This window comes from Endozoicomonas numazuensis, from assembly GCF_000722635.1.
GTDB classification, from domain to species: Bacteria; Pseudomonadota; Gammaproteobacteria; order Pseudomonadales; family Endozoicomonadaceae; genus Endozoicomonas_A; species Endozoicomonas_A numazuensis.
Window position 1 is genome coordinate 819,682 of sequence record NZ_JOKH01000003.1, and the last position, 20,959, is coordinate 840,640.

Sequence of the window (20,959 nt, forward strand, 5' to 3'; positions counted from 1 at the left end):
AACAGTTGAGTTCACTTTTATAAGTCAGCTGATCAGTTTTACTTGACGATTTTTGTTACCAAGTTCAAATCGACCACTTTTGGTCAATAAGGTTGAAAATTTACTGTACTGGTTTTTCGGTATACCTGCTGCTGAGCATAGCTCTGAAACCATCACCCAGCCTTTTTTGGTTTTCTCCAAACTATGGTATGCAGATTCTAACTGTGTAGTGATTTTTTTTGAAACATGAGGTGTTTTTTCTGTTTCTTTAGATGACATAGCTTTTATCTTTTTTGCTTCTTCTTCCAGATAGTCGAACTGATTGCAAGAGGATGTCAGAAGCTCTGAGCACTTATCCATATTTCCTAGCCCATGAACAAAGGCTCCAGATTGGCGAAGTAGCTGGATAGGTGTTATGAAATCACTGTCATTGGTAACAATGACAAATGTATCTATTTTGCCACTATGGATCAGCTTAAAAGCGTCGTGCATCATCAGAAAATCGCTACTACTGTTTTTACTGTCGTAGCTGAACTGATGAATAGTTCTGATGCCATGCTTAAGGGTAGGCTGCTCCCACCCTTTAAGGTGCTGCCGGGAAAAGTCAGCATAGGCTCGTAGTATTGGCTTACCATATGGTTTAGCCAGTTTGATCGCTTTTTCAACGAATCGATACGAGATGTTTTCTGCATCAAACAAGATAGCGGAGCGAACTTGACTGTTTAAATTATTGATATTTAGATCCACTTTAACTTCCTGTACTTCTATTCCTGTAAATACAGCTCTTCATCAACCTCACCCCAAAGCACTCTACTTTTAGAGACTATTCAAGAGAATCTAAACTAATTAGTCAATCAGACTTTGTGAAAGAATTCAGCATGGGGAGGCGACTTTTCATAACCCCAGCATCCCTGCATAATGCCGGCATATTCATTATTGACCTTTATGCATGACCTTTATTGTCCCTCCCTGTCAGGATCCCTTAACAGAACTCTACCGGGATTCTGACTTAGTCGTTGTTGAAAAACCTGCCGGATTGCTCAGTGTTCCCGGTCGCCCACCTAATGACAAAGACAGCGCCCATGCACGGTTGCTCGCAATTGAGCCCGAAACCCGCGTTGTACACAGACTGGACATGTCGACTTCCGGACTGATGGTGTTTGGCTTGAATGCAGACAGTCACAGAGAGCTGAGCCGACAGTTTCAGGATCGGGAGGTTGAGAAAGGATACATTGCAGAAGTTTGGGGTATGCCTGAGCAGGCGTCCGGTGAAATTTCCCTGCCATTAATTTGCGACTGGCCCAATCGCCCTAGACAGATGGTAGATTATGAACAGGGTAAAAAAGCCCTGACCCGTTATCAACTCATGGCTGGCGACAGTTCCCACGGCAAGGTCTGGCTGGAGCCTGTGACGGGTAGGTCCCATCAACTGAGAGTTCACATGGCAGAGATAGGACACCCGATTCTAGGCTGTGAGTTTTATGCCCATAACGAAGCCAGAGCTGCTTCTGAGCGTCTGCACCTTCATGCCAGCTTGTTGATCTTCAAGCACCCGACCACGGGGGAAAGCATGAAATTCGAGAGCCAGCCTCCGTTTTGAAGACTGGCTGCCAAAAGCTTACAGGAAGAAGTAATACATCATAAAGATGCCACAGAGCACATACATGGTGGGTGATACTTCACGGCCACGTCCCTGGGCAATCATGGAAATCGGATAAAGTGTAAAACCAAAAGCAATGCCGTCTACCAGGCTGTACGACAGAATCGTAATGATGATGGTGAAGAACGCTGGAATCTTGTATTCCATTTTCGTCCAGTCAATCTTCGCCATGCTGCTGGCCATAAATACCCCCACCGCTATCAGCGCAGGAGAAGTGCTGACGGTGGTGAATACAGCAATCAACGGGAAGAAAAACAGCGCTATCAGCATGCAGCCTGCGGTTACCAGTGACGTAAAACCGGTTCGACCACCACTACCGACCGCTACTGCGGATTCAGAGTACGAAGTGATACTGCTGGTACCCAGCACAGAACCCACAATAGTGCCGGAGGCGTCTGCAAACAGTGCTGAGCGGACATTAGGGATATTGCCTTTTTTATCCACAACACCAATGCCATTACACACGGCTATGATCGTGCCCACCGCATCAAAAAAGTCGATAAACAGGAAAGTAATGATCACCACCATCATTTTCATGGTGAACACGTTGGGTAAGTGAGTAATGGCTGCACCAAAAGTAGGAGTCAGGCTGGGTGGCGCCGCTACAACACCTTCGGGCATAGGATTCAAACCTACAGCGACCCCCACCAGTGTGGTCAACAACACACCAAAGAAGACCGCCAGTTTCATGCCTCTGGCAATCAGAAAAACAGTTAGAACCAGTCCTGCCAGCGCCAGCATCACAGAAGGTTCTGTCAGATCGCCTAATTGAACCAGTGTCGCCTTATTGTCAGTAATGATGCCGGCATTTCTCAATCCGATAAAACAGATAAAAAAGCCCAGAGCAGCAGTAACTGCATACTTCATATCCGCCGGAACGGCCCTGATCACCTTCTCCCGTATACCGCTGACAGACAGCAGGAAGAAAATAATGCCGGACACAAAAATACCGGCAATAGCGGTTTCCCAGGGAATATCCAGAGCAATGACGGTGCCATAAGTAAACAAGGCATTCATGCCCATAGCGGGAGCCAGAACAACAGGGTAACGAGCAAAAACGCCCATAATAAAGCAGGCAAAAGCCGAAGAAAGTGCAGTCGCTGTGAATACAGCCCCCTTATCCATTCCCGTTTGCCCCAGAATGGCCGGGTTTACACTGAGAATGTACGACATAGCCAGAAAAACGGTGAGGCCGGCAAAGATTTCTGTTCTGAAATTGGTATTGAATTTTTCGAATTCAAAGTACTGCTTAACGCTGTTCAGCATGTGACTCATTTATATGGGAGCAATGTTGAAATAAAACGAATGCTGATTAAATTTTTTTAATCACACTTCAAAAAGAATGCACTCGTCCATTTAAGCGAGCACATGATACAGACGTACGAATATTAGAAAAGAAGGATTATTCCTTACTGGTATAAAAAAATACTGATGCACAAATTTTGTTCTAAGTAATAGCCTCCAGCAAAAGAACCGCCGACCTCGATTCAGAAGGTCACTGTCTGTTATTTTTTCATTTCATTCTCCAACTCGCTACAGCCTCGGTAGATATCCTGATAGGCAGCACCGAGAGTTTTTCAAGTGACATACAAGCTAAGGACAACTCTCCATAGTTCACTTTTCAGAGGACTGCGATACTGCCAGAAGTTTTTCAGCCGGGGTCCAGAGTGAATGCCTGCCAACCAGTTTTTAAGAGCCTGTTCAAGGCTATTTGACAGACATCAACGTTCGTCCAGCCAACCATTCAACTTTAAGATCAGAGGCATTCTGCCTTTAGTGCTCATAGCCTCGGTGCCTTTCTCAGGACTGTCTGTTGCTAATACCAGTGAACAGAATGAGCCCGGTGCTTTTGAGTTTCATGCACCACTCTTTGAATCCGATCTTGAAGCGCCTGAACAGGACCCTTTACAAAGTTTTATCGAACAAAAAGCAGGCCAGGAAATTTGGAGGGAATATACGCCTTCCGGTAACGATAATATCTGGACCTTCTTTCAGAACCAGTCTCTGTCTGAGTTGGATCTGATTGAACTGTTAAAAGTGGATAAGGCCGAAGCTTACCTGGCAAGCCTCGAATCGGTCGTCAACATTCGATACCAGCTTTACAGAAATAATCGACTGGCAAGACTCAGCCTAACCATGAAGTCAGGCGAGATAGTTCTGCTCCAAAAAAATGAAGACAGTCTTTTTAACTTGAGCATCAATTCAGGCGATCATCTGCCCGAGTTCAAAACGTTTACCGGAGAGATACAGGGAAGTCTTTATCAAAGCGCAAGAAAAGCAGGTGTTTCAGTTTCTGCCATCCTGCAATTTGCGACCATTTTCCAGTGGCAAATTGATTTCAATAAAGATCTGCGTGCGGGCGACCGCTTTGAACTGCTGATCGATGACTCTCTGAAAAACAGTCAGGGCTTTGACGGTAATATTCTGGCAGCACGCCTCTACCAGAAAGATGAAGTTCATACTGCAGTTCGATACAGCGACAGCCAGTATTACACCCCACAAGGGAAAATGCTGAGCAGTTCTTTCTCCCGATACCCCCTGGGTAAAGAGAGCCGGGTCAGTTCAGGGTTTAATCCGGCCAGAAAGCACCCCATTACAGGTCAGGTTCGTCCCCATCGGGGAACCGACTGGGCAGTCCCCGTAGGAACAGCGGTTTATGCTCCCGCTGACGGAGTTATTGTAAAAGCTCAGAAAAACCATCCGGCTGCAGGTACCTTTATCGAAATGCGAAACGGCAGACGCTTTGTCACTCGATACCTGCACCTGAGCCAACTGGATGTGAAAGAAGGGCAACAGGTTCGTAAAGGCGACACGATTGGCAGAACCGGTAACACCGGCTTATCCACCGGCCCCCATCTGCATTTTGAATTATTTGTCGATGGAAAGGCCGTCGATGTCATGACAGCCAGACTGCCCACCGGTGAAAGTTTGCAGGGTGATGCACTCAAGCGATTTAAAATAGCAACACAGCCTCTCATCTCGGCTATGAACAGAGATCAGCAGGAGACTCTGCTTGCCAGCAAGGAAACCGGCACTCTGAAGAACTGACTAATTCTGAAAAACCGTGACTCATTTCCCGCTCATGGCTGTTTAAAATCAGTAAGAACCACTCAATGAGTCAGGGTATCAATGAAAAAGGTTGAGAATGGCACCTGATACTTGCTATACCCTCTGAAAATCTGAAGATGTATCTCAACCTGAATGCAACATTGTTATGCGGTCAGGCGATGGAAAATAGCATTCACTCATGACAATAATAATAAAAATGCTGCTTCAGCATGTTTCGGGAGAATGAGGCACCTTATGAGAATGCGATCCTTAAATGAATGGCTGGAAGCTTATGCCGAAAGCCATCAGAACCCTACCAACAAAATGATTCACTGGGTCTGTGTCCCGGCCATCATGTTCAGCATCATTGGTATCATCTGGTCGTTCAGTACAACCGCTGTTTTTGTCATCATGGCTATTACCATGATCTTCTACCTTATGCTTTCGCTGCCGCTTTCCCTGGCTATTATCGGGGTATATGCAGCTATGGCTTTCGTTGCCGACGCTATGGGCGAGTCATTATTGATGGTCAGTATTGCTATTTTTGTGGTGTCCTGGATACTGCAGTTTGTAGGACATAAGGTGGAAGGCAAAAAGCCTTCCTTTTTTGAAGATATCCAGTTTTTGCTGGTAGGCCCTCTCTGGTGCCTGAGCTTTCTCTTTGGCAAATGGAACCTGCGATTCTAATCTACCAAGCCTGAGAGTAATCCGGCGTATCAATGTCTGCCGATGTATTGTCATCAGCGACCATACCCGTTATGACCTGTTTCAGCTGCAGCTGACCGGTCCAAACCGGAAGATCCAGATCTTCAGGATCTTCATTGGCAGGACCGGTTCGCACTTTAACCGAAGCCTCTTCCAGCTTAATGGCCAGGATTGAAGTTGCCTTCAACTCTTTTTCTGAAGGTGGACGTACTTCCTGCCAGCGCCCCGGTGCTATGCCCTCTAGAAACAGTTGTAGCGATTCATTGATTTCAGCAGGATCTTCGACAGCTCTGAACGGCCCAAATACGACAGCAGATCGATAGTTTGTACTGTGATGAAAGGCAGACTTGGACAATACCATGCCATCAATAAGGGTGGCTGTTACACAGCTCTGCGCACCTTCAGTCAACGCCTTTATCATTCGACTGCCACGACTGCCATGAATATAAAGCTGATCACCCACTCTCCAGGCCAGCATGGGAATAACGTATGACTGCTCATCCACAGAGAACCCTACATGAGCCATGCGGGCCTCATCAAAAATCTGATACAGCATCTCCCGGTCGAAGACGGCCTTGGCTGGCCCTCTCCTGACTCGGGTTTTCTGGGTGGGTACGAGCTTTTCCATCACAACCTCCTGTTCGATGAGTTGAGTTTTCATGCTATAAGAGGAGTGGCTTAATCAGCAGAGCCAATTTCTAAAAATAAGAGGTACCAATTTTTGGCAAAAGCGCTTCCGGTCACAGAATTTCAGGATCTAAAGCTCAGTAACAACCCCAAACAAGCTTTGTTCAAACAGATCTACGAAGCTCTTCGGAACAAGGTTCTTAATGGCTATCTGAAACCCGGTACAAAACTGCCTTCCAGCAGAGCACTGGCTATCCAGCTGAAAGTCAGTCGAAATACCGTTATTGCAGCTTTTGACCAACTGCTGGCAGAAGGTTATCTGGAGTCCAGAACCGGCTCAGGAACTTTTGTGGCTGTTGAACTGCCCGAGAACTGGCTGCCTTCTCCCACTGCTCACTTTTCAAATACTTCAGCTGCCAGTGTCCAGCTTTCTGACTACGCAACGCACCTTGACCGGATGGAGATGAGAAATGAAGAAGGTAATCAGACATTTTGTGTCGGCGTACCCGACCTCAAAGCTTTTCCACACAAAATCTGGAACCGTCTTTCTCAACAATTGCCTGCCAGCGGTCTAACGTCGTTGATGGGCAATGGTCCTGCCGAAGGCTATCAACCTCTTCGGGAAGCCATTTCTGACTATGTCAGCGCCTCAAGGTCAGTACAATGCGACGCCCAGCAGATTATTATTACGTCTGGCGCCCAACAAGCTTTGGATCTCTGTGCTCGTATTCTGATGAACCCGGGGCAAACAGCCGCTATAGAAGAACCTGGGTATAAAGGCGCCAGAAGAGCATTGAGTTCTGCCGGTGCAAATATCATGACCTGCCCTGTGGATAACCAAGGTCTGATTCTCGAGACACTGAAGAAAAGTCAGCACCCACCAAAGCTGATCTATGTGACTCCGGCACACCAATACCCACTGGGAGCAATGATGCCTCTGGACAGAAGAATGGAACTACTGGACTGGGCTTTTGAGCAGCAATGCTGGATTATCGAAGACGATTATGACAGCGAGTACCACTATCAGAGTCGCCCGGTTGCATCTTTACAGGGTCTTGCACGACAACAGCAAGTTATCTATATGGGATCATTTAGTAAAGTACTATTCCCGTCCCTGCGTCTGGGTTATCTGGTTTTACCCCCGACTCTGGTGGAGATTTTCACCAAAGCCAAACAGGAACAGACGGGGGTTACACCTTTGCATACTCAAGCGGTAACCGCTGCTTTTATGCAGGAAGGGCATTTCAATCGACATCTCAGACGCATGCGTCTCAACTACGAAGAAAAACTCAAAACGCTACTGGAAGCCTGCGAGAAACTCAGCCCATGGTGCACGGTCCACGCCCAGGGAGCTGGAATGCATCTGGCTCTGGAGTTCAAACCAGGCATTTGTGAAGGCACAGTGGTTCGCAACCTGAAAACCAAAAACATTCTCTGCAGCCCATTGAGCAGTTACTTCTACGGTAAGGAAAAACTGCAGGGCCTGGTACTGGGTTTTGCCAACAGTACTTTAAAAGAAATAGCCAGTGGCGTTGCTATAATACACAACGTTTTGAAGTTTCCAGACGGTTGATATAGTGAATAGAAAATGGATCCGTTACTATTATTTTTCCTGTTTCGCGACCATCATTGCCTCTGCAAACCTTTTGGCATCAGGCCAGAAGGTGACTTTCCAATTCAGATTAAACAACGACCCTCCCGTTGAACTGATCGTTACCAATGAACCAGAATATTCGGACCAAGACCTTTCTACCCCTCTTCAAGAGCAATGTTCCAGCAGCACAAGTTCACTGACTGAAAGAGTCATTACCTACCAAGATGGAAACGTCACCAGCTTTTTTCAAATGGTTTTTGATACACGACGGGTCTGTACTCATGATTCCAACTCCTTACATCATCAAATCATCAGAGACACTCCGATTCTTCTGAACACCTTTATATTTGAGGGTCACGCAATCAGGCTCCATAACCTGATGGATTATTTGGGATTTCTCGAACAAAATGAAACTCACACAGAAGAGGGACTGGCTCAATTTCTTGGACAGATTATTTTTCTTGAGCTGACACCCATCATTTCCATCCCTGGCGGCCATCTTGTGCCATTATTGTTTCGAATCAACGGCCTTCAAACTAATGACAACAGTACAGTGACTCTGCAGGCAAGTTTCCACCCTCTACTGCCTTCTCATCAGACCTTCCATGGTCTGTTTACCATCGTAGCGACACTGGACGGCGACCTACTTTCCATCGCTGGCACTCTTAATACCCCCACCCCTTACCAGATGGAGCTTGTTCAAACCAAACAATGGAATGACATACCATGGCAGGGTGGACATTCAAATAGTAATAGCTCCATAGACTCCAACCCTCCACCTTTTCCTGATGACCGCAACCACACAGACGTCCAGAAAACGCTCATTAATCTCTATATAACAATGAAAAATATCCCTTTTTCATAGACTATGATTTACTGTTCTAATAAAACTGGAGAAGACTGTCGGGTAGCCAATGAAAAAACTGAAAAATGAAAGCGAACTGCTCAAAGAAGCACTGAGAGTCGGGGCTATTTATGCTCAAAAACGCAAAGTGGGTCAATTTGAACCGACCGATTCTTCCAAACAAAAAATTGAATATCTATACAAACTGCTGGTTCATGACAAGCTGATCCAACCTCTGGTCAAAGGCGATGAGACCGAGCCCAATATGAAGCGTAAACTGGCACTCTGGATTTCCCGACAACTGCCTGAAAGCCACCCACTGCTAAAATAGCGACCCTCTCAAAGTCTTAAACGCTGGCAACTTTTTTTGTAGTTTTCCAAAGGGTAAATTTTTCGTGGTAAAACGGGGCGATTGCAGTAAACTTCCCGGCTCGATTCAAACCCGCACCGGAAACCATGAGCATTACTCTTCGCTGCCCTGTCTGCCATGAGCCTCTGCCACAGTCACTACACGCTTCTGGTAGTGGACTGAGCTGCAGCCAGAACCATCAGTTTGACCGGGCCAAACAGGGGTACTTTAACCTGTTGCCTGGGCATAAGAAGCGCAGCAAAAACCCCGGTGATGATAAAACGATGGTTCAAGCCAGAACCCGATTTCTGGACAAAGCCTACTACCAGCCAGTGGCTGATTCTCTGGCCGATACCCTGAACAAACTCTCAGAATCTTTAAAACATCCATTATCTATTCTGGATGCCGGATGTGGAGAGGGGTACTACACAGAAAGGTTGCAACAGGCTTTTCCTGAAGCGGCAGTGGCCGGCATGGATATCTCCAAACCTGCAATCCTGGCCTGCTGTAAGAGAAGTAAAACTATCCAGTGGTTGGTCGCCAGTGTTAATGATGTGCCCGTAAAGGATCAGGAGCTGGATGTCATCATCAGTGTATTTTCACGCTGCGACTGGCCTGAATTTAACCGGCTGTTAAAGCCAAGCGGTCACGTGTTGGTTCTGGCTCCCGGAGAACAGCATTTATTGGGACTTCGCCAGGTCATCTACGAAACAGTCAGACCTTATCCTGTTGATAAACTGCTGGAGCAGCTCCCTGAAAACTTTTCACTGAATGAAACCCGGTCTGTTCAGGGTGAGATGCAACTCAAATCCAACGAAGATATTATGGACCTGCTGGCAATGACACCTCATTACTGGCATGTTAAACCTTCCCAAAAAGAAAAGCTGGCCAGTCTGAACACCCTCAAATGCAGCTTTGATATGAAACTCTACGTGATCCGACGAGCATGATAGCCAATATAGAAGAAATAGAATGGGATGAGTGGCAGCACGGTGAGCAGTACGGCAATCGTTCAAAAAATCTTGGCAAAGCAGCAGGCTCAAGAAGTCTGGGTATGCGCATGATTGAACTTTCGCCCGGAAAGCAGTCCTCACCCCTGTTGTTTCATACAGAAGACGAAGAGCATATATTTCTGGTCGAAGGTGAAGTTACGTTGCTGGAAGGCGATGAGCAATCGCATTTGATCGCAGGAGACTATGTCTGTTTTCTGCCTGGTGAAGGCATAGGTCACGCCTTGCTTAACCACAGTGAAACTGTATGTCGCTTTCTGGTTATGAGTCAGAACAGCCAAAGTGACATTGTTGTCTATCCAGAACATAACCGTATGCTGGTAAAAGCCCTCGGACAGGTTTTCAGTAACCAGCCCGAGGAGGGGTTCAATTGAGTAAATCTGGAAATTTCAGACAGTATCGAGCTTCTCGCCCTGCTGTTTTTTCGCGTTAAAAGTAGTAATTAAATCGTGTACGGAAGGCAACGGTTTCTTCGTCGTTACCTTTCATACCAAAAGCATTTTTGGTTTCAGAGTAGGAAAGAGCAAAAGAAACTTCTGCGTTGTCGAAACCAAGCACCGGCATAGTGTAAGTGGTATAAACAATATAAGACCGGGCATCATGCGCTTTGGCCTTAAAATCATTTCTGGCAAAAGACGTGCCCAGACCAAAAGCATTCAGATACTCAAAATTGGTGTTAAAGGTTTGGGCCTTCCAGGCTTCTTTAGCATCCTGATAAGCAGCACTGGTATGCCATTGCAGATCGCCGAAATTCAGAGTGGTCGTTGCTGATAAACCGTAACGATGAGAAAGATCATACACCTCACCTGTTGTCTTATTAGTAACACTGACAGAATCTTTATTCGCTTCGTACTCACCACCAAAACTGATGCTGACAAAACCATCATCACTCAGGTAATTAACAGCGGGTCGAACCATAAAGCTGTTATTATCCGACTCAATGATTTTGTTACCATTATCCAGGTAATCGATTGACCCGCTCAGAATGCCGCTGGTATCACCATAGACAGTAGAGACCTCTGCCGTCCAGTTACCAAACTCACCCACCCATCGAACCTGACCTGCATCATCACTGCGACCACGGCCTTCTTTTGCCATGTAATAGTAAATGCCGTCACCAATACCATCAGAACCTGCAGCATAAAATACGGCTACATCCTTACCTAACGGGAACAGATCCATTGCTTCATAGCGACCAATCTGGAACATCCAGGCATCTTTCATACCAAAGCCAAAGTAAACATCGTCCACTTCCACTTTACCATCAGTACGAATTAAAGGCTGGGCTCTGCCCGTAACAAAAGCACCATTATCTTTGGTATTCATCCAGGCGACATCCAATAAGAAACGAGAATCGTCACCTAATTGAGTGTTGGTTTTATCGTCTCTGCCAATACCTTCATCGTTATTGATAACATCAAAGTTAATTTCAGCATCACCACCAATGGTCAAATTACCATCGGAAGAAGTCCAGGCTGCCATAGCAGACGTAGAAGCCATTAATACTGCAGTGGCCAGAAGCGTCTTTTTCATTAGAAATCTCTTTTAAGGCGTTAACAACTACAAACTAATGTGTGCTCTGATTGCATATTTCAATTTAAGGACAGGCGAATTAAATCCCCGAAACCTGTCGGTCATTATTGAATCATCAACCCATTTTTCTTGAATATTATGATTAAGGTAGGGAATAGCCAATATCGAAAAAAAACATCTATTGATTCAAATCATGTTTTTCCTATCGACTTTTTCCATGCCTTTATTGAAAACTCCAATCAACCTTCTGTTTAATTAATATTCATAAACACATCAGGACTGATTCACACTACCTTCATAAATCATCCCGAAAAAATAGGGTTGTTTTCCTGATAAAGAGCTTTACCATCAATCTGCAATTACCCATTGCCTGCTGAGCAGTAGAAGTTAGTGTTCCAATGACTGAGAAGAAAACACAAATAACCACCATCTGGTACCTGGTGATGACATCACCTTCTGAGCTGATCAAAAAGCCATTACCTGACAAGGGATTTGAAGTTCGTGAGTGCTCTGAGAAGTTATTCGAGTACAACCGCTTTCTTTACGAGTTTGTAGGCCGTCACTGGGAATGGACCGATAAGCTGAGCTGGTCAGAACAACAATGGCAAGATTATTCTGAATCAGAAAATCTGAGAACCTGGGTACTGTATAAATCAGGAAGTCCTGCAGGATATTTTGAACTACAGAAAAAATCAGACGGTGTCATTGAACTGGCCTACTTTGGCCTGGCCAAACCGTTTATTGGTCAGGGGCTAGGAGGTGGATTTTTGAGCAATGCTATAGAAGAAGCCTGGAGCTGGGGCGCGTCAAAAGTTCAGGTCAATACCTGTTCACTGGACCACCCCGGTGCTCTGGCGAACTATCAGGCCAGGGGCTTTCAAATTGAGCGAACTGAAGAATGCGCCTAAAACAAGACACCTGTCATCCATTTAAAAAGTTGGATACTGCTTAACTGAAACAGCTCAACAATGTGTACTTTTCGAGCCTTCCTTAGCCATCTTCCTCCGAAGATGGCGTTGGAGGTATATAGTATTCTACAGTCCCCAAATCAAAGAAATACCATGCCTTCCCTGATATTGGTTGCGGATAAACTTGTTCACCCAATGAGTACATCAAGCCATCCAGCGCTCGTTTACCTCGTACAAAGTACACAGTGAACCATGATGGCGAAAAGGCTTTCTCCCACATTTACGACCGCCATAACGAAGGAGCCATCGTGATTGGATATCAGCCATCGATTCGTTTGAAGCTGAGGTAATGCCTCAGTCAGCTCGAACTCGCTGTATCCATAGGTATTTAAACGGTAACGATAGTCTGCACTCCAATTTTGGAGAATAGTCATTATTGAATCGCCGTAGTAATTTAACGACCTGACTCTGTACCAGTAAGGCATTGAAAGATATTGATGTGAGAATGGGTTAAAAATCCAGTTAATCATGACGGCAAGGTCAGCTGTATGGGCCTGTATTGAAATAGCACTGGCAACAAATTGATCCAGTACTTGATAACCGCCTTGAATCTCAATGACCTGATTTGTATCAAAGGACGGCCTTGGCTCAACTTGCTGACACCACTCAACGGCACGATTCAAGCAATGCATGACTTTATCCAACGCCCTCTGGTTAACCAGAGAAACATAACCAAACAATTCCGCCTCGCCAGAAAACAGCTGATCCATAGCATCCAAACCCACCTTTGATGGATTACAACATTTATAGCTTTTACAAGCGTCTTTATCAGGCAATATATACCCGTCTGCCGGGCTCTCTCCAACAGGATAGAAACGTCTGTTTCGGGGAGCCGGTAGAAAATGATTGCAGGCTCCACCACAACCGTAAGGGCAACCCACCGTATCCTGGGAAAGCAGGCCATCCATTGGAATCACTGAATCATCATCACTATTCTCATTCTGATCATCCTGCCCGTCATTCTCCTCCTGGGTTTCATTCGTGGGTTCCTTCTTTTTCCCCTATCCTTCCCACCTGCCAGAACAGCGCCATTACAAAGCATAGCCAGCAGTAATATCTGAAGTACCGTCTTCATAACTGTATGAAATATTATTTTGATTGAAGATTAATCTTAGAGGGCTAAGCTGATTTCGCTATGATCTTGCTTTATTATCCCGATCTCTTCTCCATGCTTCAGAGACTGCAACGCAATATGGCCAGGCCACAGAAGAAGACTGATTCCTCCAAAACCCGTGAAGAAGCGATGGCCACAGCCAAAGCGACTCAACGCCCCGGACAAAGCAAAGAACAGACACGGCTTATTGCCCAGGGCATCCAGAAAGGCATTGAGCACTACAAGAAGCAACAGAAAGCCAAAGCCAGAGAGCTCGACAAGAACCTGAAGAAGGTCAGGAAGCAAACGGAGTCACCTGTTCAAGAGGCTGAGGCTGTCACCGAGGAGGTGATTCACTACAAACAGCACTGGCTCCCCTGGCTTTTGCTGGGACTCAGCTGGGGTGCGTTCGTGCTGTATCTAATGACGTCTGGAACCTGAAGCCGCCAGACAAATGTCAAAATACCTTGTCCACCAGCAGGGAGCACAGCACAGTAATAATCACTATGCCCGCCAGGTTCAGAATAAGACCACTTCGAACCATTTGGCGGATAGACAACAGTCCTGAACCAAAAACAATCGCATTGGGCGGTGTCGCCACTGGCAACATAAAAGCACAGCTGGCTGCTATCGCGGCGGGAATAGCCAACACTTCAGGGTCCAGCCCCAGCGAAACGGCCAGTGCACCCAGAGGAGGCAGAAATGCAGCGGTTGTAGCCGTATTACTGGTAATTTCAGTCAGGAAAATTATGACGGCAACAACCAGTGCGATAGCCGCAATGGTGGGCAGCCCATCCAATACCTGAAAGTTACCCGCAATCCATTCAGCCAGTCCGGTTTTACGAATAATGGCAGCCAGGCTCAGACCACCACCAAAAAGCAGCAAAACATCCCACGGCAGTCTGCGAATATCTTTCCAGTTGAGAAGAAAGTCGAGTTTCTCTCCCCACCGAACAGGGATAATAAACATCAGCAGCCCACCTGTCAGGGCTATGGCTGTATCGGTTAGTTGAATGCCTGGCATAAAGCTCGATAGCCAGGGTCTGAACACCCAGCATAAAGCCGTCGAGGTAAAGATCACTGCCACCCACTTCTCAGCTCGACTCAGCGAGCCCATAGAAGTCAGCTGTTCTTTTAATGATTGGCGAACGGATTCACTTTCTCCCGGACGGAGCTTATAGCCACCCAGACTGAGCCACCAGCCTGTCACCAGTAGCATCAGCACAGTCGCGGGCAGGCCAATCATCATCCATTGGGCAAACCCGATCTCAATGCCATACTGCTCACTGAGAAATGCCGCCAGCAGCGCATTGGGTGGAGTACCGATCAAAGTGCCAAAACCGCCAATAGAGGCACCATAAGCTATGGCCAGAAGTAAAGCTGAAGGAAAGTTTCCATGAGAACCTCGCTCTTCTTTCATCATGGCGATCACAGACATGCCAATAGGCAACATCATAATGGCCGTTGCGGTATTCGATACCCACATACTGATAAAAGCAGTAGCCAGCATGAACCCAATCACCTGCCGGCGTTCTCCGGTTCCGGAAGCCAGCATGGTTAACAGCGCAATTCGGCGATGAAGGTTCCACCGCTCCATAGCCAGCCCCAACATGAACCCGCCCATGAACAGATAGATGACCGGATGAGCATAGGCTGAAGCGGCTTTATCCAGAGAAACCAGCCCCACCAGTGGAGCTACAAGCAGAGGCATTAATGCCGTAATGGGAATAGGAAGAATTTCCAGAGACCAGAATACCGCCATCATCAGAGCCAGACCTGCACATTGCCAAGCGGCAACGGGCATGCTCTCAGGAGCTGGCAGTAGAAGCGTCAACACAAACAGACTGACACCTGCGGTCAGCCCAAGCAGCCAGATATAAGGGTTAGCCCCTGCTTCCAGCTCTGGCGAGGTGGATGATTTACTCATGGTCTGTTCCTGAGAAGTATTCTGTTTATAAGTCGGTCACTTCCCTGAATTATTCACATGTCCGCTTTTAAAAAGCGAAAATACAGCCCATTTCATGATGGGTAAACGGTCATTCTAACCAGTTGTTTTCTGAGCAATATGACGATCTATCTTCTACCCTCTTATCCTTACAATGAAATAAAACCATGAAAAAGTGCAGCAATGGACTCCTGTTTCTCTGTGAAGTTATTTTCTATCAAGACAGCTTTTTGTATCAGCCTCTTATGGGCGCTGATTGCAACTATGTCCGTATCTGTTTCTCAAGCAACAGCGGCAGACAAACCTCCCTGTGAAAAACATATGTGCACAAAGCACCACATAGCCATGGAGCCCGATGGCAGCGGTGGTCATTTCTGTTTGCAGTGCATGCAGGACACGATAAATGAGATGGAAGATGAGAAGGAGTCTCAACTAATACACCAACATGCTGGTGTGATGGTACCAATGGATACTGGGCCAACTACGGATGACAAGGATAAAGATAAAGACGACGCCGATAAATTAGCAGACCAGATGGGTCGCTCCCTATTATTTCGAGATCCGGGACAGGCATCGGGTGGTTATGTAGCCTCTTCAACCATGGTAGGGACGAGCTCTGGTTTAACTCTTCCAGCAGGCGCCAAATATAGCTTTGATCTGACGGTCATTAACAAAGCCATTGTTCCTTCTCACGACGACTCTCATAGTAATCTGGGAGTTGAAACATTAGATACAACTACCGTAACTCATCCCCCTGTTGAGAATGACCCTCCTCTAGTGGAACCTGACAATCTCATGGTGTATCAGCCCCCCATGGCAAATTACGATACGCTGACTGAGCCTCAGTTTATGTTCGCCCCTGTACAGGCGTCAGAGGGTTCTTCTGTTGCCCACAACCTTATTAAACTGCTTCAGCAAGAAGGTTACCAAACATCAAGCGGTGGAAGCTCAACACTGCCCGGTGGAGAAGGAATGTTACTATTGAGAGGCGAGGCGGAACTGTCTGCCCTGATCTCCATATTACCTACCTTTAACATTGAACTGGCAGCCCACTCTCTGTCAGACCTGAAAGCACTCCTGCTCTCAGGAAAAAAAGTCATTATCCGGATGATACAAAAGAATGGGACGATCACCGTTATCCATATACATCCGGCAGACAACGCTCAGGCTCTGATCATTACCGAAATAGGCATGCAAAGCGCATCCATTCCTATTGATAGCATCATCACTCTTCTCAATACCTTTCTTACCAATGAAGAAGTAACATTGTTAACTCTGTTTACTCACACAGAAGTGACCAATGACTTGCCGACCGCCCTTTTTCCCCAGACACAGGGCGTAACAGCTACAGCCAGTGTCACTGCACCAGCCTCTCTGGCGACAGCGATTATTGATTACATTCAACGGCTGCAGCACTCTTCACCAGTAATCCCACCTGACATAAACTATGGAGCTGTTCAGGAACTTCAGGACACCCATGACCAGGCTAGTCTTGATATCTTAATGACCACCTATGGCTTACAATCTATTCCAACAGAAGATACAGCCCTGCAAAACATTGAGGAGTTCAGTACCACGCAAACCCCTTTTATGGCTCAACTGATTGTTCCAAACCAGCCGGCCACAGTTATAAGTCTTCAACCTGACTCAGCGGGTGATGTCACACTGACTGTTTCAGGACAGCACTTCGTCATAGACCGGAGAAATGTGGGTGAATTGTTTGACTGGATCATCAACCAGTTCAAACCGGTGATTAAGATTTTCATTCTGATGGCTCTCTTTTTATAAGAAGAGACTCCTCTCATGGGTATACTCCACATCCACGCTTTTTCATCAGCTCTGTTATACTCCGAGCCCCGAATTTCCATATCAACGAGAATACCTTGAGTACACACCCTTTTTCCGAACTGCCGCTGCCCGAAGCGTTGCTTAAAAACCTGGAGCAGATTGGCTACCGGGAAATGACGCCTATCCAGCAAAAGAGTTTACCTCTGGCCATGGCCGGCAAAGATTTGATCGCCAAGGCCAAAACCGGCAGCGGTAAAACCGCAGCCTTTGCTATTAGTATGCTTCTGGGTATTGAACAACGCTTTTTTGGCTGCCAGGGTCTGGTGCTTTGCCCAACCCGCGAATTGGCGACTCAGGTAGCGAATGAAATCCGAAAACTGGCCCGTTACCAGCAAAACATCAAGGTTGTTACCCTGTGCGGTGGTCAGCCAATAGGCCCCCAAATAGGATCCCTGGCTCATGGTGCCCACATCGTGGTGGGCACACCAGGCAGGATTCAAGACCACCTGCGTAAGCAAACGCTCACTATCGATCAAGTTAAGACCGTTGTGCTGGACGAAGCGGATCGTATGCTGGACATGGGTTTCATTGATCCTATTGAACATATTCTGGGTCACACGCCATCAGACAGGCAGACGCTTCTTTATTCAGCCACCTACCCAAAACAGATCAGAGCTCTGAGCCAGAAGTTCCAGTCGGAGCCTGAAGAAGTAACGGTTGAGTCAGTACATTCTCACCAGCATATCCAGCAGTTTTTCTACCAGGCTGAGAACACTGATAAACCAGACACGCTCTGCAAGCTGCTGAATCACTATCAACCTGCTTCTGCTGTCATTTTCTGTAATACCAAGCAGACCTGTAAGGAAGTAGGCACTGAACTGTATGAACAGGGTTATAAGCCCCTGGTGCTTCATGGCGATATGGAACAGCGTGAACGGGATCAGATGCTGGTGCGCTTTTCAAATCAGAGTGCCGATATTCTGATTGCCACCGATGTTGCCGCCCGAGGTCTGGATATTGATGATCTGGCTGCTGTCATAAACTATGACCTGAGTCGCGATCCGGAAGTCCATGTTCATAGAGTCGGCCGTACAGGCCGCGCCGGAAAAGAAGGGCTGGCTCTGAATCTGCATACCTCTCGTGAACAGTACAAGCTTGATGAAATTGCTGACATCCTGCGTACAGAACTCACTTTTGGTGACCACAGAGCTTTGAAACCAGCAACACAGCCACCTTCCAAAGCGCCAATGGTAACCCTGGCCATTGATGGTGGTAAGAAAAACAAAGTTCGAGCGGGTGATGTTCTGGGTGCCCTTACGGGTGATGCCGGTATCTCCGGAGATCAGGTCGGTAAAATCAATATTTTTGATTTTGTAGCTTATGTGGCCATAAAAAGAGAAAGTGCTCGAAAAGCGCTTGAACGTCTTGAGCAAGGTCGAATAAAGGGCCGTAAGTTTAAAGTCAGAAGACTTTAGGCAACCAAGCACTATTCCTTATAACGTTCACATCTAGCTTGTTGAAGTGCGCTCCCAGCATCCTTCGACAAGCTCAGGATGAACGAAGTATGTATGCTTATTAATGCTTAGCTGCATCAGGTTCCTGACCAGAAAAGCGGATATGGGCTCTGTTTAACAAGAGCCCATATCATCTACTTCAGGGGACACAGAACCGTGACCAACAATCCCTTCTCATTATTCTCCAGTCTGATTTCACCACCGTGGCTGTGAATAATGTTTCGGGCTATCGACAACCCGAGCCCCATCCCTCCTGTATCACGATTTCGTGACTCCTCCAGTCTGACAAAAGGCTCAAATACTTTTTCCATCGTTTCTTCTGGTATTCCTGGCCCGTAATCCTGAATCATTATTTGAGCAGCCCCTTCCTGTTGAGCCAAAGAAACAGTAACCGAAGCTCCATACTTCACACCGTTTTCGATCAGATTTCTCAAAGCCCTTTTCAAGCTCACCAAACGACAGGAAATGATCACTTCCGGACCTTCAATAAAGCCGACTTCATGCCCCATAGCCACCATATCCTCACAAAGGCTATCCAACAGGGCGTTAAGATCGACTTTTCTGGTTTTCTCCTTATCAGAAGCTTGTCGCATAAATGCCAGTGTTGCTTCCGACATTTGCTGCATCTCATCCAACGTTGCCAGCATCTGCCTGCGATCTTCCGACTCATCCATCATCTCTACTCTTAAACGCATCGTCGTGATCGGAGTGCGAAGGTCGTGGGACAGAGCAGCCAGCATACGGGTACGATCGGACACAAATCGCTGCATCCTTTCATTCATCAAATTAAAAGCCCTGATCGTTTCACGAATGTCTTCAGGCCCTTCTTCATCTATCGGATCAATGCTTTCTCCCACTCCGAGTCGATGGGAAGCTGCCGCCAGCTGCTTCATGGGCCTTGTCACCCTTCTGACCATGAAGATAACCGCCAGCAGAACACATAAAACAGAAATACTCATAAACAACAGGGTTTGTTTGAGTAACACTCTTGGAATAGGTGGTGATCGAGTCAACAAGTTCAGCCACTGGCCATTATTCAATTTGATGGACACTTCCAGAAATACCAGTTTTTTTCCCTTGTGCTTGCGCCACTCACGGTACTTCTCTGACTTCTTCCAGCGATCATCCCGCTCATTTCTGAATGTTTCTGACCTCTCCCTCTGCTTGCCCCGATCATAGTCGAACCAGTCATTCTGATTGCGTTCCAGATCTACCCGGATACGCCCCTCATAATCAGAACCCAACTCTTTCAATAAATAGTTTACAGCGCCTTTTCTGACCCCGCGTTTTGATTCCTCGTGCACCATACTAAGACTGCTGAGAAGCACTTTCTCATTGCGATTACCCGATGCTCTGAGAATGGACTGGTGCAGACTTTCAGGGCTCGACTCCAACAACTCCACCAGCGTTACCACTCTTCTGAGCAGAGCCCCCTGATTAATATCATCGACAGCACGGTTGTAGGCGGCATTTAAAATAAATGTGCTTATCACAACAGATAACGTCAGGGCTACCAGGACCAGAGAAACCATCTGCCCGGTCAAACTGGAAGGCCATAATCGTTTTACCCACCGAATCAAGGCTCTGACACCTCAGCTGTAAAACTGTAGCCTCCACCCCAAACCGTTTTGACCAGAGAGGGATTTTTGGGGTCTGGCTCGATTTTTTTCCGCAAACGGCTGACCTGGTTATCAATACTGCGATCAAAAGGCAAAGCTTCTCTTCCCTTGGTCATATCTAACAACTGGTCTCTGCTCAGCACCTTACGAGGATGCCCCAGAAAAACTTCCAGTAGCCTGAACTCTGCCGTACTCAATGGCACCAATAAGCCATCTTCCCGCTCCAATTGTTGCTGGTGAAGATCCAGCATCCAACCTGAAAAAGCTTTCTTGCTAACTTCAGTTTGCTTTCTGAGCGGACTTGGCAAATGCTCCAGACGCCTGAGTACTGCTTTGATTCTGGCCAGTAATTCTCTTGGGCTGAACGGCTTGGAGACATAATCATCCGCGCCCATTTCCAAGCCCACAATGGTATCTGCTTCTTCTCCCAGGGCTGTCAGCATAATAACGGGTGGGCCCCCTTGCTCTTTCAGTGAACGACACAGGCTAAGGCCATCTTCCTCTGGCATCATCACATCCAGAACCACCAGATCCACGGACTGATTCTCCAGTACCTTGTGCATTTTTCGCCCGCCATCCGCCAGGCTAACCTCATAACCGTGTTGCCCAAGATACTTGCCTAAAAGGTCGCGAATTTCACTGTGGTCATCGACCACCAGTATGTGTTTTTTCTGCTCCATAAT

Annotated in this window: 20 protein-coding genes; 12 read left to right on the forward strand and 8 right to left on the reverse strand. The window is 46.8% G+C overall.

The genetic code is table 11. The features are described 5' to 3' along the window. Positions 1 to 24 precede the first annotated feature (24 nt). Positions 25 to 726 carry an NYN domain-containing protein gene (locus tag GZ78_RS16325; protein ID WP_034838008.1) on the reverse strand — a complete coding sequence of 234 codons (702 nt, stop codon included), beginning with the start codon at positions 724 to 726 and terminating at the stop codon, positions 25 to 27. A gap of 202 nt (positions 727 to 928) precedes the next feature. On the opposite strand from GZ78_RS16325, the gene GZ78_RS16330 reads away from it, so the two are divergent. After that, positions 929 to 1,579, forward strand: a complete 651-nt coding sequence (locus GZ78_RS16330) for a pseudouridine synthase (protein WP_034838011.1) — start codon at positions 929 to 931, stop codon at positions 1,577 to 1,579. An 18-nt stretch (positions 1,580 to 1,597) separates the two neighbouring features. Here GZ78_RS16330 and GZ78_RS16335 read toward each other — a convergent pair whose 3' ends face one another. Then, positions 1,598 to 2,905, reverse strand: coding sequence for an NCS2 family permease (locus GZ78_RS16335; RefSeq protein WP_034838540.1), 1,308 nt, complete (start codon positions 2,903 to 2,905; stop codon positions 1,598 to 1,600). Positions 2,906 to 3,310: 405 nt separating this feature from the next. On the opposite strand from GZ78_RS16335, the gene GZ78_RS27620 reads away from it, so the two are divergent. Beyond that, a complete protein-coding gene (locus tag GZ78_RS27620; RefSeq protein WP_051786250.1) occupies positions 3,311 to 4,687 on the forward strand; it encodes a peptidoglycan DD-metalloendopeptidase family protein in 1,377 nt (458 codons plus the stop codon). A gap of 261 nt (positions 4,688 to 4,948) precedes the next feature. Next, complete coding sequence (locus tag GZ78_RS16345) at positions 4,949 to 5,374, forward strand: Mpo1 family 2-hydroxy fatty acid dioxygenase (RefSeq protein ID WP_034838014.1); 426 nt, start codon at positions 4,949 to 4,951, stop codon at positions 5,372 to 5,374. Position 5,375: 1 nt separating this feature from the next. On the opposite strand, the gene GZ78_RS16350 is transcribed toward GZ78_RS16345, so the two are convergent. Beyond that, positions 5,376 to 6,020: a pyridoxamine 5'-phosphate oxidase family protein gene (locus GZ78_RS16350; protein ID WP_034838545.1), complete on the reverse strand. Its 645-nt coding sequence runs from the start codon at positions 6,018 to 6,020 to the stop codon at positions 5,376 to 5,378. Positions 6,021 to 6,113: 93 nt separating this feature from the next. Between GZ78_RS16350 and pdxR the strand changes: the two genes are divergently transcribed. The 5 genes from pdxR to GZ78_RS16375 all read left to right on the forward strand — a co-directional run bounded on the left by pdxR (position 6,114) and on the right by GZ78_RS16375 (position 10,190). Continuing rightward, positions 6,114 to 7,592 carry a MocR-like pyridoxine biosynthesis transcription factor PdxR gene (gene pdxR / locus GZ78_RS16355; protein ID WP_034838016.1) on the forward strand — a complete coding sequence of 493 codons (1,479 nt, stop codon included), beginning with the start codon at positions 6,114 to 6,116 and terminating at the stop codon, positions 7,590 to 7,592. A 91-nt stretch (positions 7,593 to 7,683) separates the two neighbouring features. Continuing rightward, positions 7,684 to 8,478, forward strand: a complete 795-nt coding sequence (locus GZ78_RS16360) for a hypothetical protein (protein ID WP_236631589.1) — start codon at positions 7,684 to 7,686, stop codon at positions 8,476 to 8,478. Between the two features lie 49 nt (positions 8,479 to 8,527). Beyond that, on the forward strand, positions 8,528 to 8,788 hold the full coding sequence (locus GZ78_RS16365) for a DUF5062 family protein (protein WP_034838021.1): 261 nt from the start codon (positions 8,528 to 8,530) through the stop codon (positions 8,786 to 8,788). A gap of 125 nt (positions 8,789 to 8,913) precedes the next feature. Then, positions 8,914 to 9,756 (forward strand): putative RNA methyltransferase, encoded by an 843-nt coding sequence (locus GZ78_RS16370; protein WP_034838024.1) that lies wholly within the window; start codon positions 8,914 to 8,916, stop codon positions 9,754 to 9,756. Further along, positions 9,753 to 10,190: a cupin domain-containing protein gene (locus GZ78_RS16375; protein ID WP_034838027.1), complete on the forward strand. Its 438-nt coding sequence runs from the start codon at positions 9,753 to 9,755 to the stop codon at positions 10,188 to 10,190. The genes GZ78_RS16370 and GZ78_RS16375 overlap by 4 nt, the downstream gene beginning before the upstream one ends. Before the next feature lie 55 nt (positions 10,191 to 10,245). Here GZ78_RS16375 and GZ78_RS16380 read toward each other — a convergent pair whose 3' ends face one another. Then, the gene (locus GZ78_RS16380) at positions 10,246 to 11,349 is read right to left on the reverse strand and encodes a carbohydrate porin (protein ID WP_034838031.1); all 1,104 of its coding nucleotides are present in this window, start codon (positions 11,347 to 11,349) and stop codon (positions 10,246 to 10,248) included. 398 nt (positions 11,350 to 11,747) lie between these two features. Here GZ78_RS16380 and GZ78_RS16385 point away from each other — a divergent pair, with 398 nt between their 5' ends. Further along, positions 11,748 to 12,257, forward strand: a complete 510-nt coding sequence (locus tag GZ78_RS16385) for a GNAT family N-acetyltransferase (protein ID WP_034838034.1) — start codon at positions 11,748 to 11,750, stop codon at positions 12,255 to 12,257. A gap of 224 nt (positions 12,258 to 12,481) precedes the next feature. Here GZ78_RS16385 and GZ78_RS16390 read toward each other — a convergent pair whose 3' ends face one another. Beyond that, on the reverse strand, positions 12,482 to 13,225 hold the full coding sequence (locus GZ78_RS16390) for a hypothetical protein (protein ID WP_034838037.1): 744 nt from the start codon (positions 13,223 to 13,225) through the stop codon (positions 12,482 to 12,484). Between the two features lie 227 nt (positions 13,226 to 13,452). Here GZ78_RS16390 and GZ78_RS16395 point away from each other — a divergent pair, with 227 nt between their 5' ends. Beyond that, complete coding sequence (locus tag GZ78_RS16395) at positions 13,453 to 13,851, forward strand: DUF2956 domain-containing protein (protein ID WP_236631590.1); 399 nt, start codon at positions 13,453 to 13,455, stop codon at positions 13,849 to 13,851. 16 nt (positions 13,852 to 13,867) lie between these two features. On the opposite strand, the gene GZ78_RS16400 is transcribed toward GZ78_RS16395, so the two are convergent. Continuing rightward, the gene (locus GZ78_RS16400; protein ID WP_051786251.1) at positions 13,868 to 15,337 is read right to left on the reverse strand and encodes an SLC13 family permease; all 1,470 of its coding nucleotides are present in this window, start codon (positions 15,335 to 15,337) and stop codon (positions 13,868 to 13,870) included. A gap of 282 nt (positions 15,338 to 15,619) precedes the next feature. On the opposite strand from GZ78_RS16400, the gene GZ78_RS16405 reads away from it, so the two are divergent. After that, a complete protein-coding gene (locus GZ78_RS16405; RefSeq protein WP_152558782.1) occupies positions 15,620 to 17,143 on the forward strand; it encodes a hypothetical protein in 1,524 nt (507 codons plus the stop codon). Between the two features lie 95 nt (positions 17,144 to 17,238). Continuing rightward, a complete protein-coding gene (gene dbpA / locus GZ78_RS16410; RefSeq protein WP_034838048.1) occupies positions 17,239 to 18,618 on the forward strand; it encodes an ATP-dependent RNA helicase DbpA in 1,380 nt (459 codons plus the stop codon). A gap of 173 nt (positions 18,619 to 18,791) precedes the next feature. Here the strand turns inward: dbpA and GZ78_RS16415 are convergent, their stop codons facing one another. Both GZ78_RS16415 and GZ78_RS16420 read right to left on the reverse strand, forming a co-directional pair. Next, on the reverse strand, positions 18,792 to 20,237 hold the full coding sequence (locus GZ78_RS16415; protein WP_152558783.1) for an ATP-binding protein: 1,446 nt from the start codon (positions 20,235 to 20,237) through the stop codon (positions 18,792 to 18,794). Continuing rightward, on the reverse strand, positions 20,234 to 20,956 hold the full coding sequence (locus GZ78_RS16420) for a response regulator (protein WP_034838051.1): 723 nt from the start codon (positions 20,954 to 20,956) through the stop codon (positions 20,234 to 20,236). Before GZ78_RS16420 ends, GZ78_RS16415 begins: the two co-directional genes overlap by 4 nt. Positions 20,957 to 20,959 lie beyond the last annotated feature (3 nt).

Bases quoted from the DNA above. Each gene is read 5' to 3' on its own strand.
- GZ78_RS27620 (WP_051786250.1), top strand. From the start codon at position 3,311: ATGCCTGCCAACCAGTTTTTAAGAGCCTGTTCAAGGCTATTTGACAGA.
- GZ78_RS16380 (WP_034838031.1), bottom strand. From the start codon at position 11,349: ATGAAAAAGACGCTTCTGGCCACTGCAGTATTAATGGCTTCTACGTCT.
- GZ78_RS16395 (WP_236631590.1), top strand. From the start codon at position 13,453: ATGATCTTGCTTTATTATCCCGATCTCTTCTCCATGCTTCAGAGACTG.
- GZ78_RS16405 (WP_152558782.1), top strand. From the start codon at position 15,620: ATGTCCGTATCTGTTTCTCAAGCAACAGCGGCAGACAAACCTCCCTGT.
- GZ78_RS16350 (WP_034838545.1), bottom strand. From the start codon at position 6,020: ATGGAAAAGCTCGTACCCACCCAGAAAACCCGAGTCAGGAGAGGGCCA.
- GZ78_RS16375 (WP_034838027.1), top strand. From the start codon at position 9,753: ATGATAGCCAATATAGAAGAAATAGAATGGGATGAGTGGCAGCACGGT.
- GZ78_RS16330 (WP_034838011.1), top strand. From the start codon at position 929: ATGACCTTTATTGTCCCTCCCTGTCAGGATCCCTTAACAGAACTCTAC.
- GZ78_RS16345 (WP_034838014.1), top strand. From the start codon at position 4,949: ATGCGATCCTTAAATGAATGGCTGGAAGCTTATGCCGAAAGCCATCAG.
- GZ78_RS16420 (WP_034838051.1), bottom strand. From the start codon at position 20,956: ATGGAGCAGAAAAAACACATACTGGTGGTCGATGACCACAGTGAAATT.
- GZ78_RS16400 (WP_051786251.1), bottom strand. From the start codon at position 15,337: ATGAGTAAATCATCCACCTCGCCAGAGCTGGAAGCAGGGGCTAACCCT.
- GZ78_RS16390 (WP_034838037.1), bottom strand. From the start codon at position 13,225: ATGGATGGCCTGCTTTCCCAGGATACGGTGGGTTGCCCTTACGGTTGT.
- GZ78_RS16385 (WP_034838034.1), top strand. From the start codon at position 11,748: ATGACTGAGAAGAAAACACAAATAACCACCATCTGGTACCTGGTGATG.
- GZ78_RS16335 (WP_034838540.1), bottom strand. From the start codon at position 2,905: ATGCTGAACAGCGTTAAGCAGTACTTTGAATTCGAAAAATTCAATACC.
- GZ78_RS16370 (WP_034838024.1), top strand. From the start codon at position 8,914: ATGAGCATTACTCTTCGCTGCCCTGTCTGCCATGAGCCTCTGCCACAG.
- GZ78_RS16365 (WP_034838021.1), top strand. From the start codon at position 8,528: ATGAAAAAACTGAAAAATGAAAGCGAACTGCTCAAAGAAGCACTGAGA.